Genomic DNA, 18,265 nt, shown 5'->3' with positions numbered 1-18,265 from the left:
GCATCGAGCTAAGTCGAGATGCCCGCCGGTACGGCGCCGCCCCGCTGGCTGTCTCGACTTCGCTCGACACGAACGGAATTGGTGGGCGGTTTTACCCCTCCACCCCCCTCGCCTTCCCCCACGCCCGCGCCGCCGTGTACCCCAGATACCCGGTGCCAAATAGCGCGTAGAGGGGTTCGGGGATGCCCGCGAGATAGGCGTTCATGCCTTCGGCAATCCCTTTCGCCATCTCAGGCCGCGCCGCTGCGATCAGGCCCATCGGAATTGCCCAGAGCAGCAGGGCGTACATGACATAGAGGAAGCTTGGGCGAGCACGGCTGGTCCACGGGTCGGTGCTGTTCGCCTCGGCGATGATCGCGGTCATCCGGGTGCGGATCGCCTCCATTTCCTGGCTGCCCTCGATTTTCAGCAGTTCGAGCTTGGCGCGGTCGCGCGCTTCGGGGTCGGGAATGATCTTGTCGATCAGCTTGGCGATCGGGCCGATCAGGCCGTCGATAATGCTCATGGTCGGATGTCCTTTTGTCGGAAGTTGTCAAAGTTTACAATCTGTCGAGGCCCGCGAATGGCGCTCAGTGCGGGCCGATCCGGTTGGCGAGCCAGCCGTAGAGAAACGCCTCCTGGCTGGGACGGCGTTCGGCGAGCGCGATGTAGCGTTCGCCCTGCAACGCCTCCATCGCGCGCAGCAGGACGGTCTCGCCGCCCTTGCCGCGCGCGTTCAGAAAGCCGTCGAGCGCCGACAATGTGCGTGGTCCGACATCGCGATCGACCGCGACGTCGGGATAATCGCGCGCGGCGCGGTTGAGCGCGTTGAGCGCGCGCTGGAGGAAGCCGACCGCGGTGGCGGTGCCCATGTTGACGCCGGTGTCGAACAATTCGGCGGCGATTTGCGGTGCGCGTAGCGCCACCCTGTCGAAACAGGGGCGCAGCCAATAGATGCGGCGATAGATCGATACGGCATCGGCGCGCGGCAGGTCGCGCATCGCGCCAGCATAACCCTGCGCGCGGGCGACCGCTTCGGTAATCCCCCAACAAGTTGGGCCGCCGCGATCGGCGGGGTGGTTTACATATCGGCCTTCGCGGTCGATGACGGCATCGATCAACGCATCGGCATCGCTGGCCGTTAGATCAGGTTTTGGCATGAGTCGTTCCTTTGGTTTGTTGAACATATAAAACGAACCATATTGGAATATTGTAGGAAAGAGTTTTCGCGATGCGGGCGTTGCAGGTGCGCGAATTGCTGCCCGACCATGGCGGCTGTGAGGTCGTCGATTTGCCGACGCCCGAACCTGGGGTGGGCGAGGTTCGCGTGCGGGTGCGCGCCGCCTCGATCAATTTCCCCGACCTGTTGATGACGCGCGGTGCCTATCAACTGAAGCCCGACCTGCCCTTTGTGTCCGGGCTGGAATTCGCCGGCGAGGTTGATGCTGTGGGCGAGGGCGTGACGGCGTGGCGTGTCGGCGACGCCGTGGTGGGGGGCAACCGCTTCGGCGCGATGGCCGAATATTGCATCGCGCCGTCGGGGATGCTGCGCCGCAAGCCCGATCGGCTAAGCTGGCAGGAAGCGGCGGCCTATCCGGTTGCTTACCTCACCGCCTATGTTGCGCTGGTCCGCGGCGCGCGCATCGAGCCGGGCGAGTGGGTGCTGGTGCATGGCGCGGCGGGCGGCGTCGGGCTGGCGGCGGTCGATCTCGCCAAGGCGCTCGGCGCACGGGTGATCGCGGCGGCGAGCAGCGTGGACAAGCGCGATGAGATCGCCCGGCTTTATGCGCCCGATGCGGTGATCGACGGGGCGCCCGGGTTTCGTGAGACGGTTAAGGACTTGACCGGCGGCTCCGGGGCCGACGCGATTTTCGATCCCGTCGGCGGCGACGTGTTCGACGAATCGACCCGCTGTATCGCCTTTGGCGGCCGCCTGCTGGTGATCGGCTTTGCGTCGGGGCGTATTCCCGAGGTGTCGGTCAACATGCCGCTGATCAAGGGGTTTTCGGTGGTCGGTGTGCGCGCGGGCGAATATGGCCGCCGCTTTCCGGGGCGCGGGGCGGAGAATATCGCGGCGATTGACGCGTTGGCGGCGGCGGGGACAATTCGCCCGCATGTCCATGCCGCGCTCGACCTTGCCGACTGGCGCGAGGGCTTTGCAATGCTCGAACGACGCGAGGTGGTGGGGAAGGTCGTGCTGAAACCGTGACGAGCCGAGTCCGCTTGCCATAGTTTTGCGACGTCCAAGCTGTCATGTCGGCGCCGGGGCATCCCGGCGATTTCGCCGACCACGACCAAAGGACTAACCATGAAGAAATTGACGATGATTGCTGCTTCGATCGGCCTGGCCATCCCGGCAATGGCCGCCGCGCAGCCGAAGCCGGACGACGGCCGGATGTTCGCGATGATCGATACCAATGGCGACGGCAAACTCGACAAGGCCGAAGTGACCAAAATGGCCGAAATGCGCGCGCAGCGCCAGGGCGATCCGACGATGGCTTCGCCCGAAAAGGTCGACGCCTTCATCAAGCATGTCGATGCCAATGGCGACGGCGTGATCGACAGGGCCGAGATCGGTGCGATGCGCGGCGCGCGTGCGTCGGCGCCGCCGGCGGAGGCTCCGCCAGCCGCCAATTAATCTGGCCGCCTGACAACGAGCGCGGGTGGCGGCCCCGGCCGCTACCCGCCGCTTGCGCGGATTTGATGATTAGAAATTGGTCGGGACGAGAGGATTCGAACCTCCGACCCCCACACCCCCAGTGTGATGCGCTACCAGGCTGCGCTACGTCCCGACCGGCCCGATTGGGCAGGCGAGGCCACTAGCGCGGGTTGGCCGGGGATGCAAGGCTCTCCTGAGTGAAAGCGGCGGGCGCGGGTCTTGTGGGTTGCCGGATCGACGCTGCGCCCTTGACCTTCCTGCCATCCTCCCCATTTCGGCCGCGCTTGCCGCGGGGGGCGGGGCGCAGCGACCGGTTGCGCGCAAGTCCCCTGCGTGATAGGCGCCGCGCCATTATATGCGCGCCGGTTCCGCGGGAACGGGCGACGCGTTCGAACGGAAAGTTTTTCACTCATGTCGACCAATTTGCTTCTGACCCAGGCGGCGGGCTCCGGGGGCGGAACCGCCGGTTTCCTGATGCTGGTTCCCTATCTGCTGATTTTTGTCGTGTTCTGGTTCTTTCTGATCCGCCCGCAGCAGCAGCGCGCCAAGGAGCAGCGCAACAAGATCGCGGCGGTCAAGCCGCGCGATCAGGTCGTGACCGGCGGCGGCATCGTCGGCAAGGTGACGCGCGTCGACGATGATTTCGTTGATGTCGAAATCGCGCAGGGCGTGAAGATCAAGGTCGTCAAGGCGACTCTGGCCGACGTCATGCAGCCCGGCGGCAAACCCGCCAACGACTAACGCGGCGAGACCCGCGTCTTCCCGCGGCCTCGCAATTGCTATCGGACTTTTAGACCATGCTCGATTTCCCGCGCTGGAAAACCATCGGCATCAGTATCATCCTGTTGCTCGGTATCCTCTTTTCCATTCCCACCTTTCTGCCCGAAACGACGCGGGCCAGCCTGCCGTCGTTCATGCAGTCCAAGGTCAATCTGGGCCTCGATCTCGCCGGCGGCAGCCATCTGCTGCTCGAGGCCGATATCGACGATCTGCGCAAGACGCAGCTGACCAATATGGAAAAGACCGTGCGCACCGCGATGCGCGGCGAGCGCGGTCCCGACGATGACATCGCGATTGGCGAGCTGTCGACGGCGGGCGGCAAGATCAGCTTTATGATCCGCGACCAGAAGCAGCTCGACGACGCGCGCGACCGGCTGTTCAGCCAGACGCAGGGCGCGGCGTTGACGGGCCAGCGCGACTGGAACATCGACATCATCGATACCAGCCGCATCGTGATGACCCCGACCGCCGCCGGACAGACGCAGGCGGTCGCCGATGCGATGGATTCGGCGCGCGATATCATCGACAAGCGCGTCAATGATCTGGGTACCCGCGAACCGACGATCATCCGTGAGGGCAACGACCGCGTCGTCGTCCAGGTGCCGGGTTTGCAGGATCCGGCGGCGCTGAAAGAATTGATCGGCAAGACCGCGCGGCTGGAATTCCGCATGGTCGACCCCAACGCCGACCCTGCCGAAGCCGCCGCCGGGCGGGTGCCGGTGGGCAGCGAAATCGTTCCCTATGCCGAAGGCGAGCGCAGCGGCGCGGCGTTTGAAGTGCTGCGCCGTCAAGTGATGATCAGCGGCGAGCAGCTGATCAATGCGAAGCAAGGTTTCGACCAGCAAAATGGTCAGGCCGTCGTCAACATCAGTTTCGATTCGGGCGGATCGAGCACCTTTGCCAAGGTCACCGCGCAGAATGTCGGAAAACGCTTTGCGATGGTGCTCGACGGCAAGGTGCTGTCGGCGCCGTCGATCAACGAACCGATCCTGGGCGGCAGCGCCCAGATTTCGGGCAGCTTCACCCCCGCGACCGCCAACGCGTTGGCAATCTCGTTGCGGTCGGGCGCCTTGCCGGTGAAAATGGCGGTGGTCGAAGAACGCACCGTGACCCCCGAACTGGGCGCCGATTCGATCCGCAAAGGCGTGATCGCGGGCATCATCGCCACCGTGTCGGTGCTGACGCTGATGGTGCTCGTTTATGGCCGTTTTGGCGTTTATGCCAACATCGCGCTGTTCTTTAACGTGTTCCTGATCGTCGCGATCATGGCGGCGTTCAACGCGACGCTGACCTTGCCGGGGATCGCCGGGTTCGTGCTGACGATCGGCGCGGCGGTCGATGCCAACGTGCTGATCAACGAGCGAATACGTGAAGAGCTGAAGCGCGGTCGCAAGGTATTTCAGGCCGTCGAGCTGGGCTATTCCGAAGCGAGCCGCGCGATTTTCGACGCCAACGTCACCAATGTCATCGCCGCGGCGCTGATGTTCTGGTTCGGCTCCGGGCCGATCAAGGGCTTTGCCGTGGTGCTGACCATCGGCATCGTCACCAGCGTTTTCACCGCCGTCACCGTGACGCGCATGTTCGTCGCCCATTGGCTGCGGACGACGCGTCCGACGTCGATCAACATTTAAGGGAGCGAAGAGATGCGCTTGCTCAAACTCGTCCCCGACGACACCAATATCGATTTTCTGCAGTGGCGGAAAATCGCGTCCTTCATGAGCTTTTTCCTGGTCGTCATTTCGATTGCGCTGGTCGCGGTCAAAGGCCTCAATCTTGGCGTCGATTTTGTCGGCGGCCAGTCGGTACGAGTCGAATTCGCGCAGACTATGCCGCCGATCGATGAAATCCGCGAAAAGGTGGGGAACATCGGCCTGGGCGAAGCGACGATCCAGCAGTTCGGATCCGACAAAGCGGTGTCGATCCGCACCGCGCTGCCCGAAGGCGACAAGTCTGCCGCCGAGCGCGCGGGACAGCAACTGGTTGCGGGTATCCAGAAAGCCTTCCCGACCGCTAAGGCGGGTTCGGTGGAAACCGTGTCGGGCAAGGTGTCGGGCGAATTGATCCGCACCGGCGCGATCAGCCTGGGCCTCGCGATCATCGGCATTTCGATCTATATCTGGATCCGCTTCGAATGGCAGTTCGGGGTTGGGGCGCTGGGGCGTTTGTTCCACGAGGTGTCGCTGACGTTCGGGCTGTTCGCGGTGACGCAGATGCAGTTCGACCTGAACAGCGTCGCGGCGTTGCTGACGATCGTCGGTTACTCACTCAACGACACGATCGTGGTGTATGACCGAATTCGCGAAAATCTGAAGAAATACCGCAAGATGGAGATCGTTCCGCTCCTGAATCTCAGCATCAACGAAACGCTGTCGCGCACCGTCATGACCACCTTGGCCATGGTGCTCGCGCTCGGCGTGCTGTTGCTTTTCGGCCCCGATGTGATTTTCGGCTTTACCGCGGCGATGCTGTTCGGCGTGTTTATCGGCGGCTATTCGTCGGTGCTGATGTCGACCCCGGTGCTGGTGTGGCTGAAGGTCGGTCCCGACAGCTTTGTCCCGCGTACCAGTTCGGGCATGGACGGCGGCGAGCGGGTCGAGCGCAAGGACGACGGCGCGGTCGTTTAACGGCCGGCGCAGCGGCGGAGGTGGTCGGCCAGTTCGCGACCGTTGCGGTCCCAGTCGAAGCGGCCGGCAAGGCTTGCCGCGACGTCCGATGGCGCGGGCGGGTTGGCGAGGATCGCCCGCACCGCGCTTGCAATCGCTTCGGGTGTGCGCGCGGCGATGCGACCTGCGACGGGTGACGTAACGAGTTCGGCGGCTCCCCCCGCATCGCTAATGACGATCGGGGTGCCGCAGGCGAGCGCTTCGACCCAGGCATTGGCCAAGCCTTCGCTGACCGAAGGCATGACGACCGCATCGACGGCGCGATAGAGTTGCGGCAGGTCGGCGTTGGCGACCGAGCCGATGAAATGGACGCGGGCTTCGACGCCCAGCTGGCGCGCCAGCGCGCGATAGCGGCCCTCCTCTTCGCCGACACCCGCCAGCCAATAATGAACATCGGGAAGGGCGGGCAGCGCCTTGATCACGAGCGCCTGCCCCTTGCGGGTGATCAGCGCGCCGACGGTGAGGATCGCGGGTGCGTCATTCATGCCCAGCGCGGTGCGGGCCTCGTTTCGATCACCCGGCGAAAATCGTGCACCGTCGATACCGGTGTAGTGGATAGCCACCTTGGTGGGATCGATGCCGATCGCGGCCATCTCGCGGCGCATTGCGCACGACACCGCGAGCAGGCCCGCTGCTTTGACCGCGGCCGCAAGCAATTGCGGCGCGGTGGCAGGATCGTGGCCGAAATAGCTGATGTCGGCACCGCGCGCCTTGGCCGAAAAGGGGAGGCTGAGCGCCGCCGCAACGCGCATTGCGGCGGGGCCGTCGGGGTAGAAGAATTGGGCGTCGACCACTTCGAATGTCTGGCTGGGCACCGCCGACAGCACGGCGCGCGCGACCATCGCCGGGTTGAGGCGCGCGCCGATGCGCGGGATCAGCGGAAAGCGCGGGCGGTGGACGGTGAGGCCGCTCCAGTGCTCGATCCGCGGCAGGGCGCGGAGCTTGCGATAGCGCGGGTGCAGCGAGAGCGGGAAGGGCGGCAGGCCGATCGGTGCGACGACGGTGAGTTCGATCCCCGGCTGCGCGGCAAGCGCGCGCAGACTCTTTTCGACGAACAGCCCGAAGTTGGGGCGCGCCGCGTCAGGGAACAGCGTCGCGATCGACAGGACGCGCAGGGGAGAGGCGACAGCCACTTAAAGCGTGCGGATCAGGCGCACCGCGACGGCTGCCCACGGCGGGTTGCTGACGACCTGTTGCCGGGCGCCGGTGCCGAGTGGCAGCAGGTGGAGCTTTTCTCCATCGACGTTGAGCAGGCGGGCGAAGAAGAAGCGCCCGGCGGGGCGGGGGACGAGCAGGTCGCGGTTGAGCGCGCTGGTCCAGTCGCCTTCGATCCGGCGGCACCAGATTTCGTCGCCCGCGCGGTAATCGCCGATCGACGAGGTGACGCGGACTGCAACCATATCCTCGGCTGGTCGCGCCGTGAGTGCCTGTTCGATCCGTGTCGGCGCCTGCGCGCCATCGGCTCCCAAGTGGGCGGTGATCGTCAGCTGGGTATCCTGCGGCAATTGCACCAGCTCGGCAGCTTCGACCCCGAGCGCGGCGGCAATGCGGTTCATCCAGCCGAGCGACAGGGTGCGGGTTCCGGTTTCGAGCCGCCCGATCGTCTGCGCGGTGGTCGGTGGATCGCAGCGCGCGCCGACCTCTTCCAACGTCAAGCCTTTGGCGCGGCGCACCGAGCGGATGCTGTTGATCATAGCAAAACCCTCAAATAACCAAATCGGTTTCTTCTTTCCTACAAAATAATCCAGTGTCAAGGATAGTGTTTGATTGCGCAGGAGACCGTTATGACCGCACGCCGCCTTGAAACCCGGCTTCATCCCGACGACCGGATCGATCCGGAGAAGACCGGGCCGCAAATGATGCGGCATGTCATGATGAATGTCGCCGAAAGCCCGATCGCGTGGCTGGCCGCGCGCGGTCATTTGACGCAGGCGCAGCTGGGAGCGGGTGAGCGGCTGCGCGCCGATTATGAGCGCGCGGGGATGGCGGCACGGGTGACGATGCGCTGGGATGCGGCGCCGCCCGGAAAAAGCCGTGGCGGTGTGCGGGCATCGGATGCGTCGCTGGCACGGATCGACGCGCACCGGCGCTTTCATGGCGCGCTTGATGCGGCGGGGCCGGGGCTGGCCGACATTTGCTGGCGGGTAGTTTGTGCAGGTGATGGGATTGCCGGGGCCGAGAAGGAACTGGGGTGGCCGGCGCGGTCGGGCAAGCTGGTGCTGGGGCTGGCGCTGGATCGGCTGGCGCGGTTTTACGGGACGGGGTGATTGTTAGCCGAAGATGCGCTGCGTTTCGTCGTTATCCTTGATGTAGGTATTCGCGACGCGCTTCGATTTCATAAGATAGGCTGTCCAGATCGTCGCCGAAATGCTCGATTTGGCGGCCGACCATAGAGCTTCAGGAACTATGGCGCCAACAAACTCAGGGAAAAGGATCGATCCAGCCAAAGCATCAATCAGCGTCGGGATAGAGGCAAGGCACCAGAGGCCAATGAGGACGATCCGGACCGATGACCAGCGATGAACCGCCAGCAGCCGATAGGCGAGGAAGATCGACCCGGCGGCTGATGCTGCGACCAGCGCCCAACTGAATTGAATATAGATAGATGCGTTGGGGCCAAGCACCTGACCCATGATGGCCGTTTCACGTATGTTTGCGATTGTCTGGAACAACATTCGCGCCGGTGAGAGGATACCGAGGACGAACACAAGAAAGCCCAGCCATCCCCCGACGCCCTGCAATTCGGATCGGCCTGTATCGTCACTCATGTCGTTCCCCCTTGGTTACGACATGTTCGAATTGCTTCTGTCTGCCAAGCACAATCCAAGACTTAGCTAAGCGATTCAATCTCTTCTGCCAGTTCCAGCCAGCGATCTTCCGCCGCGGCTTTTTCCTCGCGCAGCTTTTCCAGCTTGCCCGTCAGCATAGTGAATTTTGCATGGTCGCGCGTGAACAAAGTGCCGTCCGACAATTCCGTTTCCGCCGCAGCCATCTCCGCCTCGATCGCCTCGATCCGCGCTGGCAGCAGATCATAGTCGCGCTGATCTTTATAGGTGAGCTTTTTGCGCGCGGTTGGCGGGGGCGGTGCGGCGGCGCTGGATGCCTTGGCTTTGGCTGCGTTCGGCTTGGTCCGCTTGGCCTCCCAATCGGCGTAACCGCCCGCGACGATGTCGACTTTGCCCGAACCGTCGAGGCCGAGGGTCACGGTGACGGTGCGGTCGAGGAAATCGCGGTCGTGGCTGACCAGCAGCACGGTGCCGGCATAGTCGGCGATGACTTCCTGGAGCAGGTCGAGCGTTTCGAGGTCGAGGTCGTTGGTCGGCTCGTCGAGCACGAGCAGGTTCGATTCGCGGGCGAATTCGCGCGCGAGTAGAAGGCGCGAGCGTTCGCCGCCCGACAGCGCGCCAACGCTGGCCTCCATGACGCCGGGATCGAACAGGAATTCCTTGAGGTAACCCTGGATGTGCTTTTTGACCCCGCGCACCTCGACCCAGTCGCCGCCATCAGCGAGGATGTCGCGGACGGTCTTGTCGGGCGACATCAGGCTGCGTTGCTGGTCGATGACGATGCCGTCGAGGGTGGGGGCGAGGGTGATCTTGCCCTTGTCGGGCTGGATTTCGCCGGTCAGCAGCTTGAGCAGGGTCGATTTGCCCGCGCCATTGGCGCCGACGATGCCGATGCGGTCGCCGCGCTGGACGCGAAAATCGAAGTACTTGATGATGATCCGGTCGCCAAAGCTTTTCGACACGCCCTCGGCGACGATCACCGATTTCGAACGGACATCGTCGTTGGCGAGGCCGAGTTTGGCGACGCCGGGGCCGCCGATCATCGCGGCGCGGGTGGCGCGCATTTCCTTGAGCTTTTCGAGCCGTCCCTGATTGCGCTTGCGGCGCGCGGTGACGCCGCGTTCGAGCCAGTGCGCCTCGAGCCGCAGTTTCGAATCGAGGCGCTGCGCGGCGCGCGCTTCCTCGGCGGCGATCGCGTCGCTCCATTCCTCGAAACCGCCGAAGCCGATGTCCTTGCGGCGGATGCTGCCGCGGTCGAGCCACAAGGTCTGGCGGGTCAGGCGGGTGAGGAAGGTGCGGTCGTGGCTGATCGCGACGAAGGCGCCGGTGTAGCGCGCGAGCCAGCTTTCGAGCCAGTCGATCGCGGCGAGATCGAGGTGGTTGGTCGGCTCGTCGAGCAGCAGCACGTCAGGATTCTGCGCGAGCGCGCGGGCAAGCGCGGCGCGGCGGCGTTCGCCGCCCGAGGCGCTGGCGGCGGTGCGGCGCATGTCGATGCCGAGCTGGTCGGCGATGGCTTCGACTTCATAGGCTTCGGGGGCGTCGGGTGCAGCGACGGCGAAGTCCATCAAAGTGTCGAAGCGCGAGAAATCGGGTTCCTGTTCGAGCATCACGACGTGGGTGCCGGGGACGATGACTCGCTTGCCCTTATCGGGGTCGATCTGTCCCGCCAGCAGTTTGAGCAGCGTCGTCTTGCCCGCGCCATTGCGGCCGATCAGCGCCAGCCGGTCTCGTTCACCGACATAGATGTCGAGATCCTGGAACAGCCAGCCGCTGCCCTGCACAAGGCCAAGGCCTTCATATGAAAGAATGGGAGCTGCCATGATGAACGGCGCGCTACCGTCACGTTCAGCATCATGCAAGCGCCGTGCGCGCAAAGGCTGGAACGGGTTCAGTCCGTCTGCGTTACGGGCTGGAAATCGGAAATGGCCGGGGTCCGGCCGACAGGAGAATGAAATGACGAAGCAATTGTTCACCGTTATGGCAGCCGGAATGGCTTTGATGGCGGCCGCGCCCGCTTTCGCGCAGCAGGGAGGATCGACGGTGACCGCAGCGACAACGCAGGGACCGATCCTGGCCTTTTCGGTCAGCGAAGAAGTGCGCTCGCGCCCCGATCAGGCGACTGTCGGCGCCGGGGTGACGACAACCGCACCGACCGCGGTCGAGGCGATGCGCCTGAACGCCGCCGCAATGGACAAGCTGATCGCCGCGGCGAAGAAGCGCGGGATCAATGCCGATGACATTCAGACCAGCGGCATCAGCCTGTCGCCGCAATATGATTATAACAACCAAGGCAATGGTCAGCCGCCGCGCTTTCTGGGCTATCAGGGTGAGCAACACGGTCCGCGCAACCACGTCGAACATCGCCGACATCGGCCCGCTGCTCGATGCGCTGGTTGCCGCGGGCGGCACGAATATCGACGGGCCGTCATTTGGCATGAAGGATCCGGACGCGCAGCTGGTCGGCGCGCGCGGCACCGCGATCAAGGCGGCCGAAGCCAAGGCGCAGGACTATGCGCGCCTGACCGGCTTCCGCGCCGCCGAACTGGTGTCGCTGAGCGAAGGCGGCAGCTTCGGTCCGAACCCGCCGATGCCGATGGTGCGTATGGCGATGGATGCCGGGTCCGCCAAAGCGACGCCGATCGAGCCGGGGCAGGTTGGCAATACGCTGACGCTGAATTTCCAGTATCGGTTGGTGCGGTAATATAGTGGGAGTCGGCTGACGCCGGCTCCCACCTTGCGTTCGTGTCGAGCGAAGTCGAGACACTGTGATGACGCGCGCCCGCGATGGGTGTCTCGACTTCGCTCGACATGAACGGGTTATGGGTGGGTTTACCCCAACTCGCCCTCCGCCCACGGCCACGGCCGTTCGCGGAACCATTTGGTGATGATATACTTGCGCCCCTTGCGCACCTTCATCCCGTGATGGAGCGTGTCGGGGTTGACGGTGCCGTCGGCGCGAACGTTGTTCCATGCGAGCAGCTTGCCCGTTGCGGGTTGGTGCAGCTTGCCGGTCGCCAGAAAGCGCGTCGCGCCGCCCGCACCGGGTTCGTTGAGATAGATCATCAACGTCCAGCTGCGCTGCCCCGGAATCGCGCAATAGGTTTCCCAGTCGGCGCCATGCGGGTCGAAGTAATCGGTGTGCGCCTTGAATTCCTGCCCTATGTCGTAGCGCTGACCCTGCATCGGTTCGCCATATGCGAGCGGGATGCCGGTGAGGTCGTGGAGGCGATTGTTGATCGCGATGACCAGCGGATCGCGGTGGTCGAGATCGCAGGTGGTGCTGGTGCGGAAGGCCGTGTCGCCGTTCGGGTCTGCGATTGTCGAGGGGCGCACATCGCGGTCGATCTGCGCGATCAATCCAGCACAGGTTTCGGCGTCGAGAAAGCCGGACAGCATATATTGTTCGAGCTTGGGCGTCGGCGCACGGCGGATGCGGGGAACCGCGGCAAGCCGCGCCGCGGAGCGGTCGGCACCCGAGGTCGCCATATCGACAAAATCATTTTCAGCCATGGCGCGCCTTTTAGCAGGGAAGTATGTGCGAACAATGCTTGACGAACCGGGGCCGCCGCGCCTATTCGCCGCGCGCTGTCGAGGCTGCTTTCGGGCGTCCTCATCGCATGTGTGGCGATTGTAGCTCAGTTGGTTAGAGCGCCGGTTTGTGGTACCGGAGGTCGCGGGTTCAAGACCCGTCAATCGCCCCATTTCCCTAACATTGCGGTTGTGCGGCTTTTGGCGTGACTCGTCGTGCCTGTTGCATTATTACGTCCAGACGTAATTTTTTATCGCGAGGATGAGTCCATGTCCGCAGTCTGGGATTTCGCCGATTTCGACGATCATGAGCATGTCCACATGTTCCGCGATCGCGCCAGCGGGCTGACCGCCGTCATCGCGGTCCACTCGACGCACCTCGGCCCCGGCGCTGGAGGAGTGCGATATTGGCATTATCCGCAGCGCGCAGCGGCAATCACCGACGCGCTGCGCCTGTCGCGCGGCATGAGCTATAAAAATGCGATGGCTGGGCTGCCGATGGGCGGCGGCAAGGGCGTGATTCTGGCCGACGAGGGCGCGGCGAAGACCCCTGAACTGCTCGCGGCGTTCGGTCGTGCGGTCGAATCGCTGGGCGGCGCTTATGTGACCGCCGAGGATGTCGGGATGTCCGACGCCGACATGGTGGCGATTTCCAAGCATACCAAACATGTCAGCGGCCTGCCGGTGGCCAGCGGCGAAGCGGGCGGCGATCCCGGCCCATTGACCGCGCTGGGGGTCTATCTGGGCATCAAGGCCGCGATCAAGCAGGGTCTGGGCGCCGACAGTGCCAAGGGCGTGCATGTCGCGGTGCAGGGCGTCGGCAGCGTCGGCGGCGGCGTCGCGCGGCGGCTGGCGGCCGAGGGCGCAAAGCTGACGTTGGCCGATGTCAATCTGGCGCGCGCCAAACAACTTGCCGAAGAATTGGGCGCGGATCTTGCCGATTCGGCGGCGATCATGGAAATTGAAGCCGATGTGCTCAGCCCGAATGCGCTGGGCGCAATTCTGACCGAACGCAGCATCGACAAACTGCGCGTACCGATCGTCGCGGGCGGTGCCAACAACCAGCTGGCGACCGCCGCCGATGGCCAGCGCATCCATGATCGCGGCATCACCTATGCCCCCGACTATGTGATCAATGCCGGCGGCATCATCAACGTCGCGCTGGAATATCTGGGGCAGGGCAGCCGCGAGGAAGTCGAGAGCCGCATCCATATGATCCCCGGGCGGCTGGCCGAAATCTGGGCCGAGAGCAAGGCTAGCGGCACCCCGGCGTCGGCGGTTGCCGACCGCATGGCGCAGAAGCTGATCGGGCGGGGGTAGTTCCATTGAACCCCTCCCCTGAAAGGGAGGGGTTTAGTTGTTGGCAATTTCCGCTAAGCCCCCCACGCAATGAAGCGGCATTTCTATTTGGTCGGAGGCTGGCTGTCGCTCGCGCTGGGCGCCATCGGCGCGTTTTTGCCGCTGCTGCCCACGGTGCCGTTCGTCATCCTCGCCGCGTTCTGCTTTGCGCGCTCGTCGCCGCGGCTCGAGGCGTGGCTGCTCTCCCACCCCCAATTCGGTCACCACATCGTCGCATGGCGCGAGAAGGGCGCGATCAGCCGCAAGGGCAAGATCGCGGCAAGCATCGCCTTTGCGTTCAGCATCGTGCTGGCGCTGTTGTTTGCGCCTTGGCCGTGGATGATGGCGCCGATTATCGCCGCGGTCGTGACGGGTAGCTGGATCTGGACGCGGCCGGAGGGTTGACCTGCTCCCGCCGCGTGGCATGAGGGGCATCGACCGGGTCGCATCGGGCAAATTGCTGGACCCTCGAGCCGGGCTCCCCTAAGGACGCGACCGATGCATGCTTATGCCAATCCGACCCGTTTTCTGGCGATTGCCAAGCCGCTGACGCCGTGGTTGCTCGGTGTCGGCCTGCTGTTCGTTCTGGCGGGTGCGTGGGCGGGCCTGACGCAGGTGCCGGGCGACTATAAGCAGGGTGAGACGGCGCGGATTCTGTACGTCCATGTGCCGGCCGCCTGGCTCGGCATGGGCGGTTGGACGTCGCTGGCGCTTGCCGGGCTGGTCCAGCTGGTGTGGCGCCACCCTTTGTCGGGCATCGCGGCGCGCGCGATTGCCGTGCCGGGCATGCTGTTCACCGCGCTGTGCCTGGCCACCGGATCGATATGGGGCAAGCCGACCTGGGGAACCTGGTGGGAATGGGATGGGCGGATGACGTCGATGCTGGTCCTCTTGTTTCTTTACGCTGGATTTATCGCGCTGAGCAACGGCGAAGACGGACAGCGGCAGGCCGGGTCTTTGTCGCGCGGCGCGGCGATCTATGCGCTGGTCGGCGCGATCAATATCCCGATCATCAACCGCAGCGTCGTGTGGTGGAATAGCCTGCACCAAGGGCCGAGCATCACGCTGCGCGGATCGAGCATCGACAATGCATTGCTATGGCCTTTGGGCTTGACCTTGCTCGGCTTTTCGCTGCTATTCGGCGCCATTGTGCTGATGCGAATGCGGCGGATCATCGCCGACAACCGCGTTGCGGCGCGGTTGCGGCGGCTGGCCGACGATGAGGGGGCAATGGCGTGACGGGGGTAATCAGCGGCAGCGGCCAATGGGCCTATGTTGCGGCGGCCTATGGATTGACCTTGCTGTTGACGGGTGCGGTGCTGTGGTGGAGCTGGCGCGCGATGGTAGAAGCCGAGCGACGCAGCGACGCGTTGCGGCGGGACCGCCCGTGAAAGCGAAGCATCAACGACTGGTTTTGGCGATGGTTGCGCTGGTGGGGGTGGCAGGCGCAGGCGTGCTCGCGGCAAGCGCGCTGCGCGATGAGGCGGCCTATTTTCGTACGCCCGTCGAGATCGAGGGCGGCAAAGCCACGATCGGCGAGCCGATGCGGCTGGGCGGCATGGTCGCAGCGGGCAGCATCAAGCGGCAAACCGACGGGCTGACAATCCACTTTGTGGCAACCGACGGCAAGGCGTCGGTTCCGGTCGAATATAAGGGCATCGTCCCGGACTTGTTCGGTGAGGAGTCGGGCATGGTCGCCGACGGCCGGATGCGCGCCGACGGCATTTTCGTCGCCGACCGTATTCTGGCGAAGCATGATGAGCGCTATATGCCGCCACAGATGGGTGACATGCCGAAGAATATGAAGATGGCGCCCAAGGCATGAGCAGTTTCCCTTGGTCGTCATTGCGAGCGAAGCGAAGCAATCCAGGGGCTGCCTTGCGCCGCTCTGGATTGCTTCGCTTCGCTCGCAATGACGAATTTTTTGGTGCGTCGGTCGGGACGATGAACACGTGATCGCCGAACTTGGCCTTGCCTTGCTGTGGATCGCCGCAGCGCTCGCTTGCCTGTCGCTGGTCGCGGGGACGCTGTTCCTTCGTGGCGGACCGAAGGATCTTGCGGCGCTCGTGCGGCCGGCGAGTATCGCGCAGGGTGTGCTGACCGCGACGGCGTTCGGCCTGCTGATCGCGTTGTTCGTGCGATCGGACATGTCGGTCGAACTGGTCGCGCGCAACAGCAACAGCCTGAAACCGATGATTTTCAAAATCGCCGGGACGTGGGGCAATCACGAAGGATCGATGCTGCTGTGGCTGACGATCCTGTCGCTGTCGGGGGCGCTGATCGCGCTGTTCGAAAAGCGGCTGCGCGAGGATACGCTGATCGCGACCTTGAGTGCGCAGGCGGCGCTGGGGCTTGGTTTCTTTGCCTTTTTGATCTTCTCGTCGAACCCGTTCAACCGGTTGCCGGTGGCGCCGCCCGACGGGCAGGGATTGAACCCGTTGCTCCAGGACATCGGGCTCGCGTTCCACCCGCCGACACTTTACGTCGGTTACGTCGGATTGTCGGTCGCTTTCAGCTTTGCCGTTGGCGCGCTGATCACGCGCGAGATCGGGCCTGCGTTTGCCCGCGCGATGCGGCCATGGGTGCTGTTCAGCTGGATCTTCCTGACGCTGGGCATCACCGCGGGCAGTTATTGGGCCTATTATGAACTGGGCTGGGGCGGCTGGTGGTTCTGGGATCCGGTCGAGAATGTCTCGCTGATCCCGTGGCTGGCGGGCGCCGCCTTGCTCCATTCGGTGGCGGTGACCGCGACCCGCAATGCCCTGCGCGCGTGGACGGTCATGTTGGCGGTGATCGGTTTTTCGATGTCGATGGTCGGCACTTTCATTGTGCGGTCGGGCCTGCTGACCAGCGTCCATAGTTTCGCGGTCGACCCCGAGCGGGGGACATTCCTGCTGGTGCTGATGGCGATTTATATCGGCGGCGCGCTGACGCTGTTCGCTTTGCGTGCGGGCAGCGTGGCCGAGGGCAAGAAATTCGCCCTGCTCAGCCGCGAAGGCGCGCTGGTTATCAACAACCTGCTGCTGACGACGATCCTGGCGCTTGTTTTGCTCGGCACATTATATCCGATCGTTGCCGAGGCGATGGGCGAGAAGATTTCGGTCGGACCGCCCTATTATAACCGCGTCGCGGGGCCGCTGGCGCTCGCGCTCTGTCTGGTGATGGTGGCGGGGCCGTTGCTCAGCTGGCGCAAGGATGACGGCAAGAAGCTGTGGTCGCGCCTGCCTTTGGCAATCTTTGCGGGCGTGGCGGTGTTATTGGCGCTCATCCTGTTCGGTGGGCAGGTCGGCATCCTGCCGCTGCTCGGCATGACCGTCGCTGGAATTGTTGCCGTCGCGAGCCTGGCGCCCTTGTGGGGGCGCAACCTGCTTCGCACCCCGCTGCCGACCTGGGGCATGGTCATCGCGCATTTCGGCGTTGCCGTCGCGCTCGCGGGAATGGGCGCCGAAAGCGCCTTCATCAAGGAACGGCTGGTGGCCGCGGCGCCGGGCGATATCATCAAGGTTGGTGATTTCGCGGTGAAATTTGCCGGCGTGAAACCGATCGCAGGGCCGAACTATACCGCGATCGAGGGGACGCTAGTGGCGACGACATCGGCGGGCAAATCCTTTACGTTGCGGCCCGAGGCACGAACCTTCCCCGGCCTGATGGGGACCGCGCCGGTCGAGACCAACGAAGCGGCGCTGCTGACGCGGCCCGGCGGTCAGCTTTACGCGGTGCTGGGTCAGCCAGTGACGAGCGATGATGGCCGTGCCGACCGGTATCAGATCCGCCTGTGGTGGAAGCCGCTGGTGTGGTGGATATGGCTGGGCGGCGCGCTGATCGCGATCGGTGCGGCGCTGTCGCTGCTTGGCCGCGCGCAATTGTTGACGATCTGGCGTTCGCGGCGGCATCGCAAGTCGCAGGAGCGTTTCGCGCCATGAAAAACCGTTGGGTTCTTTTTATCCCGCTGGCGATCATGGGGTTGTTGTTCGGCGCCTTCGTCTATCGGCTGACGGTGCCGGGGGAAAAGCTGATCCAGTCGCAGTGGATCGACAAGCCGATGCCGCTGTTCGACCTGCCGCCGGCAACCGCGGGCGTTGAGGGCCTGAAGAGCAGCCAGTTGGCCGACGGCAGGCCGCGGCTGGTCAATGTGTTCGCTAGCTGGTGCGTGCCATGCCGTGCCGAGGCGCCGCAATTGGAAGCTTTGCAGGCCGCAGGCGTCCCGATCGACGGCATCGCGATCCGCGATCGACCCGACGATGTTGCGATGTTCCTGCGCGAAGTCGGCAACCCGTTCGATCGCATCGGTGCCGACATGCAGAGTAGTGTCCAGATCGCACTCGGGTCGTCGGGGGTGCCGGAAACCTTTCTGATCGACGGCAAGGGCATCATTCGCGAACAGATCCAGGGTGTGATTTTGGCCGAACAGGTGCCCGAAATCGTCGCCAAGCTGGAGGCGATGAAGTGACGGACGCGGTTCAACGCTTCCGCGCTCCTGCGCAAGCAGGGGCCCATCTCCGCACGGCACGTTACCAAGCGACGGGTAGTTT

At 64.2% G+C, this 18,265-nt stretch carries 21 protein-coding genes, 2 tRNA genes and 1 pseudogene; 16 read left to right on the top strand and 8 right to left on the bottom strand.

The features are described 5' to 3' along the window. Positions 1–91 precede the first annotated feature (91 nt). Together ACQY6T_RS01575 and ACQY6T_RS01570 are read right to left on the bottom strand one after the other, a co-directional pair. Positions 92–505: a holin family protein gene (locus ACQY6T_RS01575; RefSeq protein WP_428627636.1), complete on the bottom strand. Its 414-nt coding sequence runs from the start codon at positions 503–505 to the stop codon at positions 92–94. A gap of 64 nt (positions 506–569) precedes the next feature. After that, positions 570–1,139: a glycoside hydrolase family 108 protein gene (locus tag ACQY6T_RS01570; RefSeq protein WP_428627634.1), complete on the bottom strand. Its 570-nt coding sequence runs from the start codon at positions 1,137–1,139 to the stop codon at positions 570–572. A 71-nt stretch (positions 1,140–1,210) separates the two neighbouring features. Between ACQY6T_RS01570 and ACQY6T_RS01565 the strand changes: the two genes are divergently transcribed. Continuing rightward, positions 1,211–2,188 carry an NADPH:quinone oxidoreductase family protein gene (locus tag ACQY6T_RS01565; protein ID WP_428627631.1) on the top strand — a complete coding sequence of 326 codons (978 nt, stop codon included), beginning with the start codon at positions 1,211–1,213 and terminating at the stop codon, positions 2,186–2,188. Between the two features lie 99 nt (positions 2,189–2,287). Beyond that, positions 2,288–2,617 carry an EF-hand domain-containing protein gene (locus ACQY6T_RS01560; protein ID WP_428627629.1) on the top strand — a complete coding sequence of 110 codons (330 nt, stop codon included), beginning with the start codon at positions 2,288–2,290 and terminating at the stop codon, positions 2,615–2,617. 77 nt (positions 2,618–2,694) lie between these two features. Here ACQY6T_RS01560 and ACQY6T_RS01555 read toward each other — a convergent pair. Next, positions 2,695–2,771 (bottom strand) — tRNA-Pro (locus ACQY6T_RS01555). Positions 2,772–3,049: 278 nt separating this feature from the next. Between ACQY6T_RS01555 and yajC the strand changes: the two genes are divergently transcribed. The 3 genes from yajC to secF are packed head-to-tail and all read left to right on the top strand — an operon-like array spanning position 3,050 to position 6,042. Further along, positions 3,050–3,379, top strand: a complete 330-nt coding sequence (gene yajC, locus ACQY6T_RS01550; RefSeq protein WP_428627627.1) for a preprotein translocase subunit YajC — start codon at positions 3,050–3,052, stop codon at positions 3,377–3,379. Between the two features lie 56 nt (positions 3,380–3,435). After that, positions 3,436–5,049, top strand: a complete 1,614-nt coding sequence (secD, locus tag ACQY6T_RS01545; RefSeq protein ID WP_428627624.1) for a protein translocase subunit SecD — start codon at positions 3,436–3,438, stop codon at positions 5,047–5,049. Positions 5,050–5,061: 12 nt separating this feature from the next. Continuing rightward, positions 5,062–6,042: a protein translocase subunit SecF gene (gene secF, locus ACQY6T_RS01540; RefSeq protein WP_428627621.1), complete on the top strand. Its 981-nt coding sequence runs from the start codon at positions 5,062–5,064 to the stop codon at positions 6,040–6,042. On the opposite strand, the gene ACQY6T_RS01535 is transcribed toward secF, so the two are convergent. Both ACQY6T_RS01535 and ACQY6T_RS01530 read right to left on the bottom strand, forming a co-directional pair. Then, positions 6,039–7,214, bottom strand: a complete 1,176-nt coding sequence (locus ACQY6T_RS01535; RefSeq protein WP_428627618.1) for a glycosyltransferase — start codon at positions 7,212–7,214, stop codon at positions 6,039–6,041. The two genes, secF and ACQY6T_RS01535, sit on opposite strands and share 4 nt — an antisense overlap. Then, positions 7,215–7,775 (bottom strand): helix-turn-helix domain-containing protein, encoded by a 561-nt coding sequence (locus ACQY6T_RS01530; RefSeq protein ID WP_428627616.1) that lies wholly within the window; start codon positions 7,773–7,775, stop codon positions 7,215–7,217. Positions 7,776–7,865: 90 nt separating this feature from the next. On the opposite strand from ACQY6T_RS01530, the gene ACQY6T_RS01525 reads away from it, so the two are divergent. Then, positions 7,866–8,348 carry a DUF6456 domain-containing protein gene (locus ACQY6T_RS01525; RefSeq protein ID WP_428627614.1) on the top strand — a complete coding sequence of 161 codons (483 nt, stop codon included), beginning with the start codon at positions 7,866–7,868 and terminating at the stop codon, positions 8,346–8,348. 3 nt (positions 8,349–8,351) lie between these two features. On the opposite strand, the gene ACQY6T_RS01520 is transcribed toward ACQY6T_RS01525, so the two are convergent. Then, positions 8,352–8,849, bottom strand: a complete 498-nt coding sequence (locus tag ACQY6T_RS01520) for a DUF2569 family protein (RefSeq protein WP_428627611.1) — start codon at positions 8,847–8,849, stop codon at positions 8,352–8,354. A 62-nt stretch (positions 8,850–8,911) separates the two neighbouring features. Then, on the bottom strand, positions 8,912–10,687 hold the full coding sequence (locus tag ACQY6T_RS01515; RefSeq protein ID WP_428627609.1) for an ABC-F family ATP-binding cassette domain-containing protein: 1,776 nt from the start codon (positions 10,685–10,687) through the stop codon (positions 8,912–8,914). Between ACQY6T_RS01515 and ACQY6T_RS01510 the strand changes: the two are divergent. Both ACQY6T_RS01510 and ACQY6T_RS01505 read left to right on the top strand, forming a co-directional pair. Beyond that, positions 10,611–11,141: pseudogene (locus ACQY6T_RS01510) on the top strand (SIMPL domain-containing protein); the annotation flags it as partial. The gene ACQY6T_RS01515 and the pseudogene ACQY6T_RS01510 overlap by 77 nt on opposite strands. Positions 11,142–11,193: 52 nt before the next feature. Continuing rightward, entirely contained in the window at positions 11,194–11,568 is a 375-nt protein-coding gene (locus ACQY6T_RS01505; protein ID WP_428627606.1) for an SIMPL domain-containing protein, read from the top strand. Positions 11,569–11,696: 128 nt separating this feature from the next. Here the strand turns inward: ACQY6T_RS01505 and ACQY6T_RS01500 are convergent, their stop codons facing one another. Further along, positions 11,697–12,377, bottom strand: coding sequence for a prolyl hydroxylase family protein (locus ACQY6T_RS01500; RefSeq protein WP_428627604.1), 681 nt, complete (start codon positions 12,375–12,377; stop codon positions 11,697–11,699). 114 nt (positions 12,378–12,491) lie between these two features. On the opposite strand from ACQY6T_RS01500, the gene ACQY6T_RS01495 reads away from it, so the two are divergent. The 8 genes from ACQY6T_RS01495 (at position 12,492) to ACQY6T_RS01460 (ending at position 18,183) form a co-directional block, all read left to right on the top strand. Next, positions 12,492–12,568: transfer RNA gene (locus ACQY6T_RS01495), tRNA-His, on the top strand. Positions 12,569–12,665: 97 nt separating this feature from the next. After that, the gene (locus ACQY6T_RS01490; RefSeq protein WP_428627601.1) at positions 12,666–13,715 is read left to right on the top strand and encodes a Glu/Leu/Phe/Val family dehydrogenase; all 1,050 of its coding nucleotides are present in this window, start codon (positions 12,666–12,668) and stop codon (positions 13,713–13,715) included. A gap of 69 nt (positions 13,716–13,784) precedes the next feature. Next, the gene (locus tag ACQY6T_RS01485) at positions 13,785–14,138 is read left to right on the top strand and encodes a YbaN family protein (RefSeq protein WP_428627598.1); all 354 of its coding nucleotides are present in this window, start codon (positions 13,785–13,787) and stop codon (positions 14,136–14,138) included. A gap of 93 nt (positions 14,139–14,231) precedes the next feature. Continuing rightward, a complete protein-coding gene (ccmC, locus tag ACQY6T_RS01480; protein WP_428627596.1) occupies positions 14,232–14,972 on the top strand; it encodes a heme ABC transporter permease CcmC in 741 nt (246 codons plus the stop codon). Beyond that, on the top strand, positions 14,969–15,124 hold the full coding sequence (locus tag ACQY6T_RS01475; RefSeq protein WP_428627595.1) for a hypothetical protein: 156 nt from the start codon (positions 14,969–14,971) through the stop codon (positions 15,122–15,124). Before ccmC ends, ACQY6T_RS01475 begins: the two co-directional genes overlap by 4 nt. Beyond that, positions 15,121–15,558, top strand: coding sequence for a cytochrome c maturation protein CcmE (gene ccmE / locus ACQY6T_RS01470; RefSeq protein ID WP_428627593.1), 438 nt, complete (start codon positions 15,121–15,123; stop codon positions 15,556–15,558). Before ACQY6T_RS01475 ends, ccmE begins: the two co-directional genes overlap by 4 nt. A gap of 127 nt (positions 15,559–15,685) precedes the next feature. Continuing rightward, positions 15,686–17,656 carry a heme lyase CcmF/NrfE family subunit gene (locus ACQY6T_RS01465; RefSeq protein ID WP_428627592.1) on the top strand — a complete coding sequence of 657 codons (1,971 nt, stop codon included), beginning with the start codon at positions 15,686–15,688 and terminating at the stop codon, positions 17,654–17,656. Then, positions 17,653–18,183: a redoxin family protein gene (locus ACQY6T_RS01460; RefSeq protein ID WP_428627589.1), complete on the top strand. Its 531-nt coding sequence runs from the start codon at positions 17,653–17,655 to the stop codon at positions 18,181–18,183. The genes ACQY6T_RS01465 and ACQY6T_RS01460 overlap by 4 nt, the downstream gene beginning before the upstream one ends. Positions 18,184–18,265: the final 82 nt, after the last annotated feature.

The organism is Sphingopyxis sp. (assembly GCF_965279725.1).
Taxonomy (GTDB): Bacteria; Pseudomonadota; Alphaproteobacteria; order Sphingomonadales; family Sphingomonadaceae; genus Sphingopyxis.
This window is presented reverse-complemented; position numbering and strand designations above follow the sequence as displayed.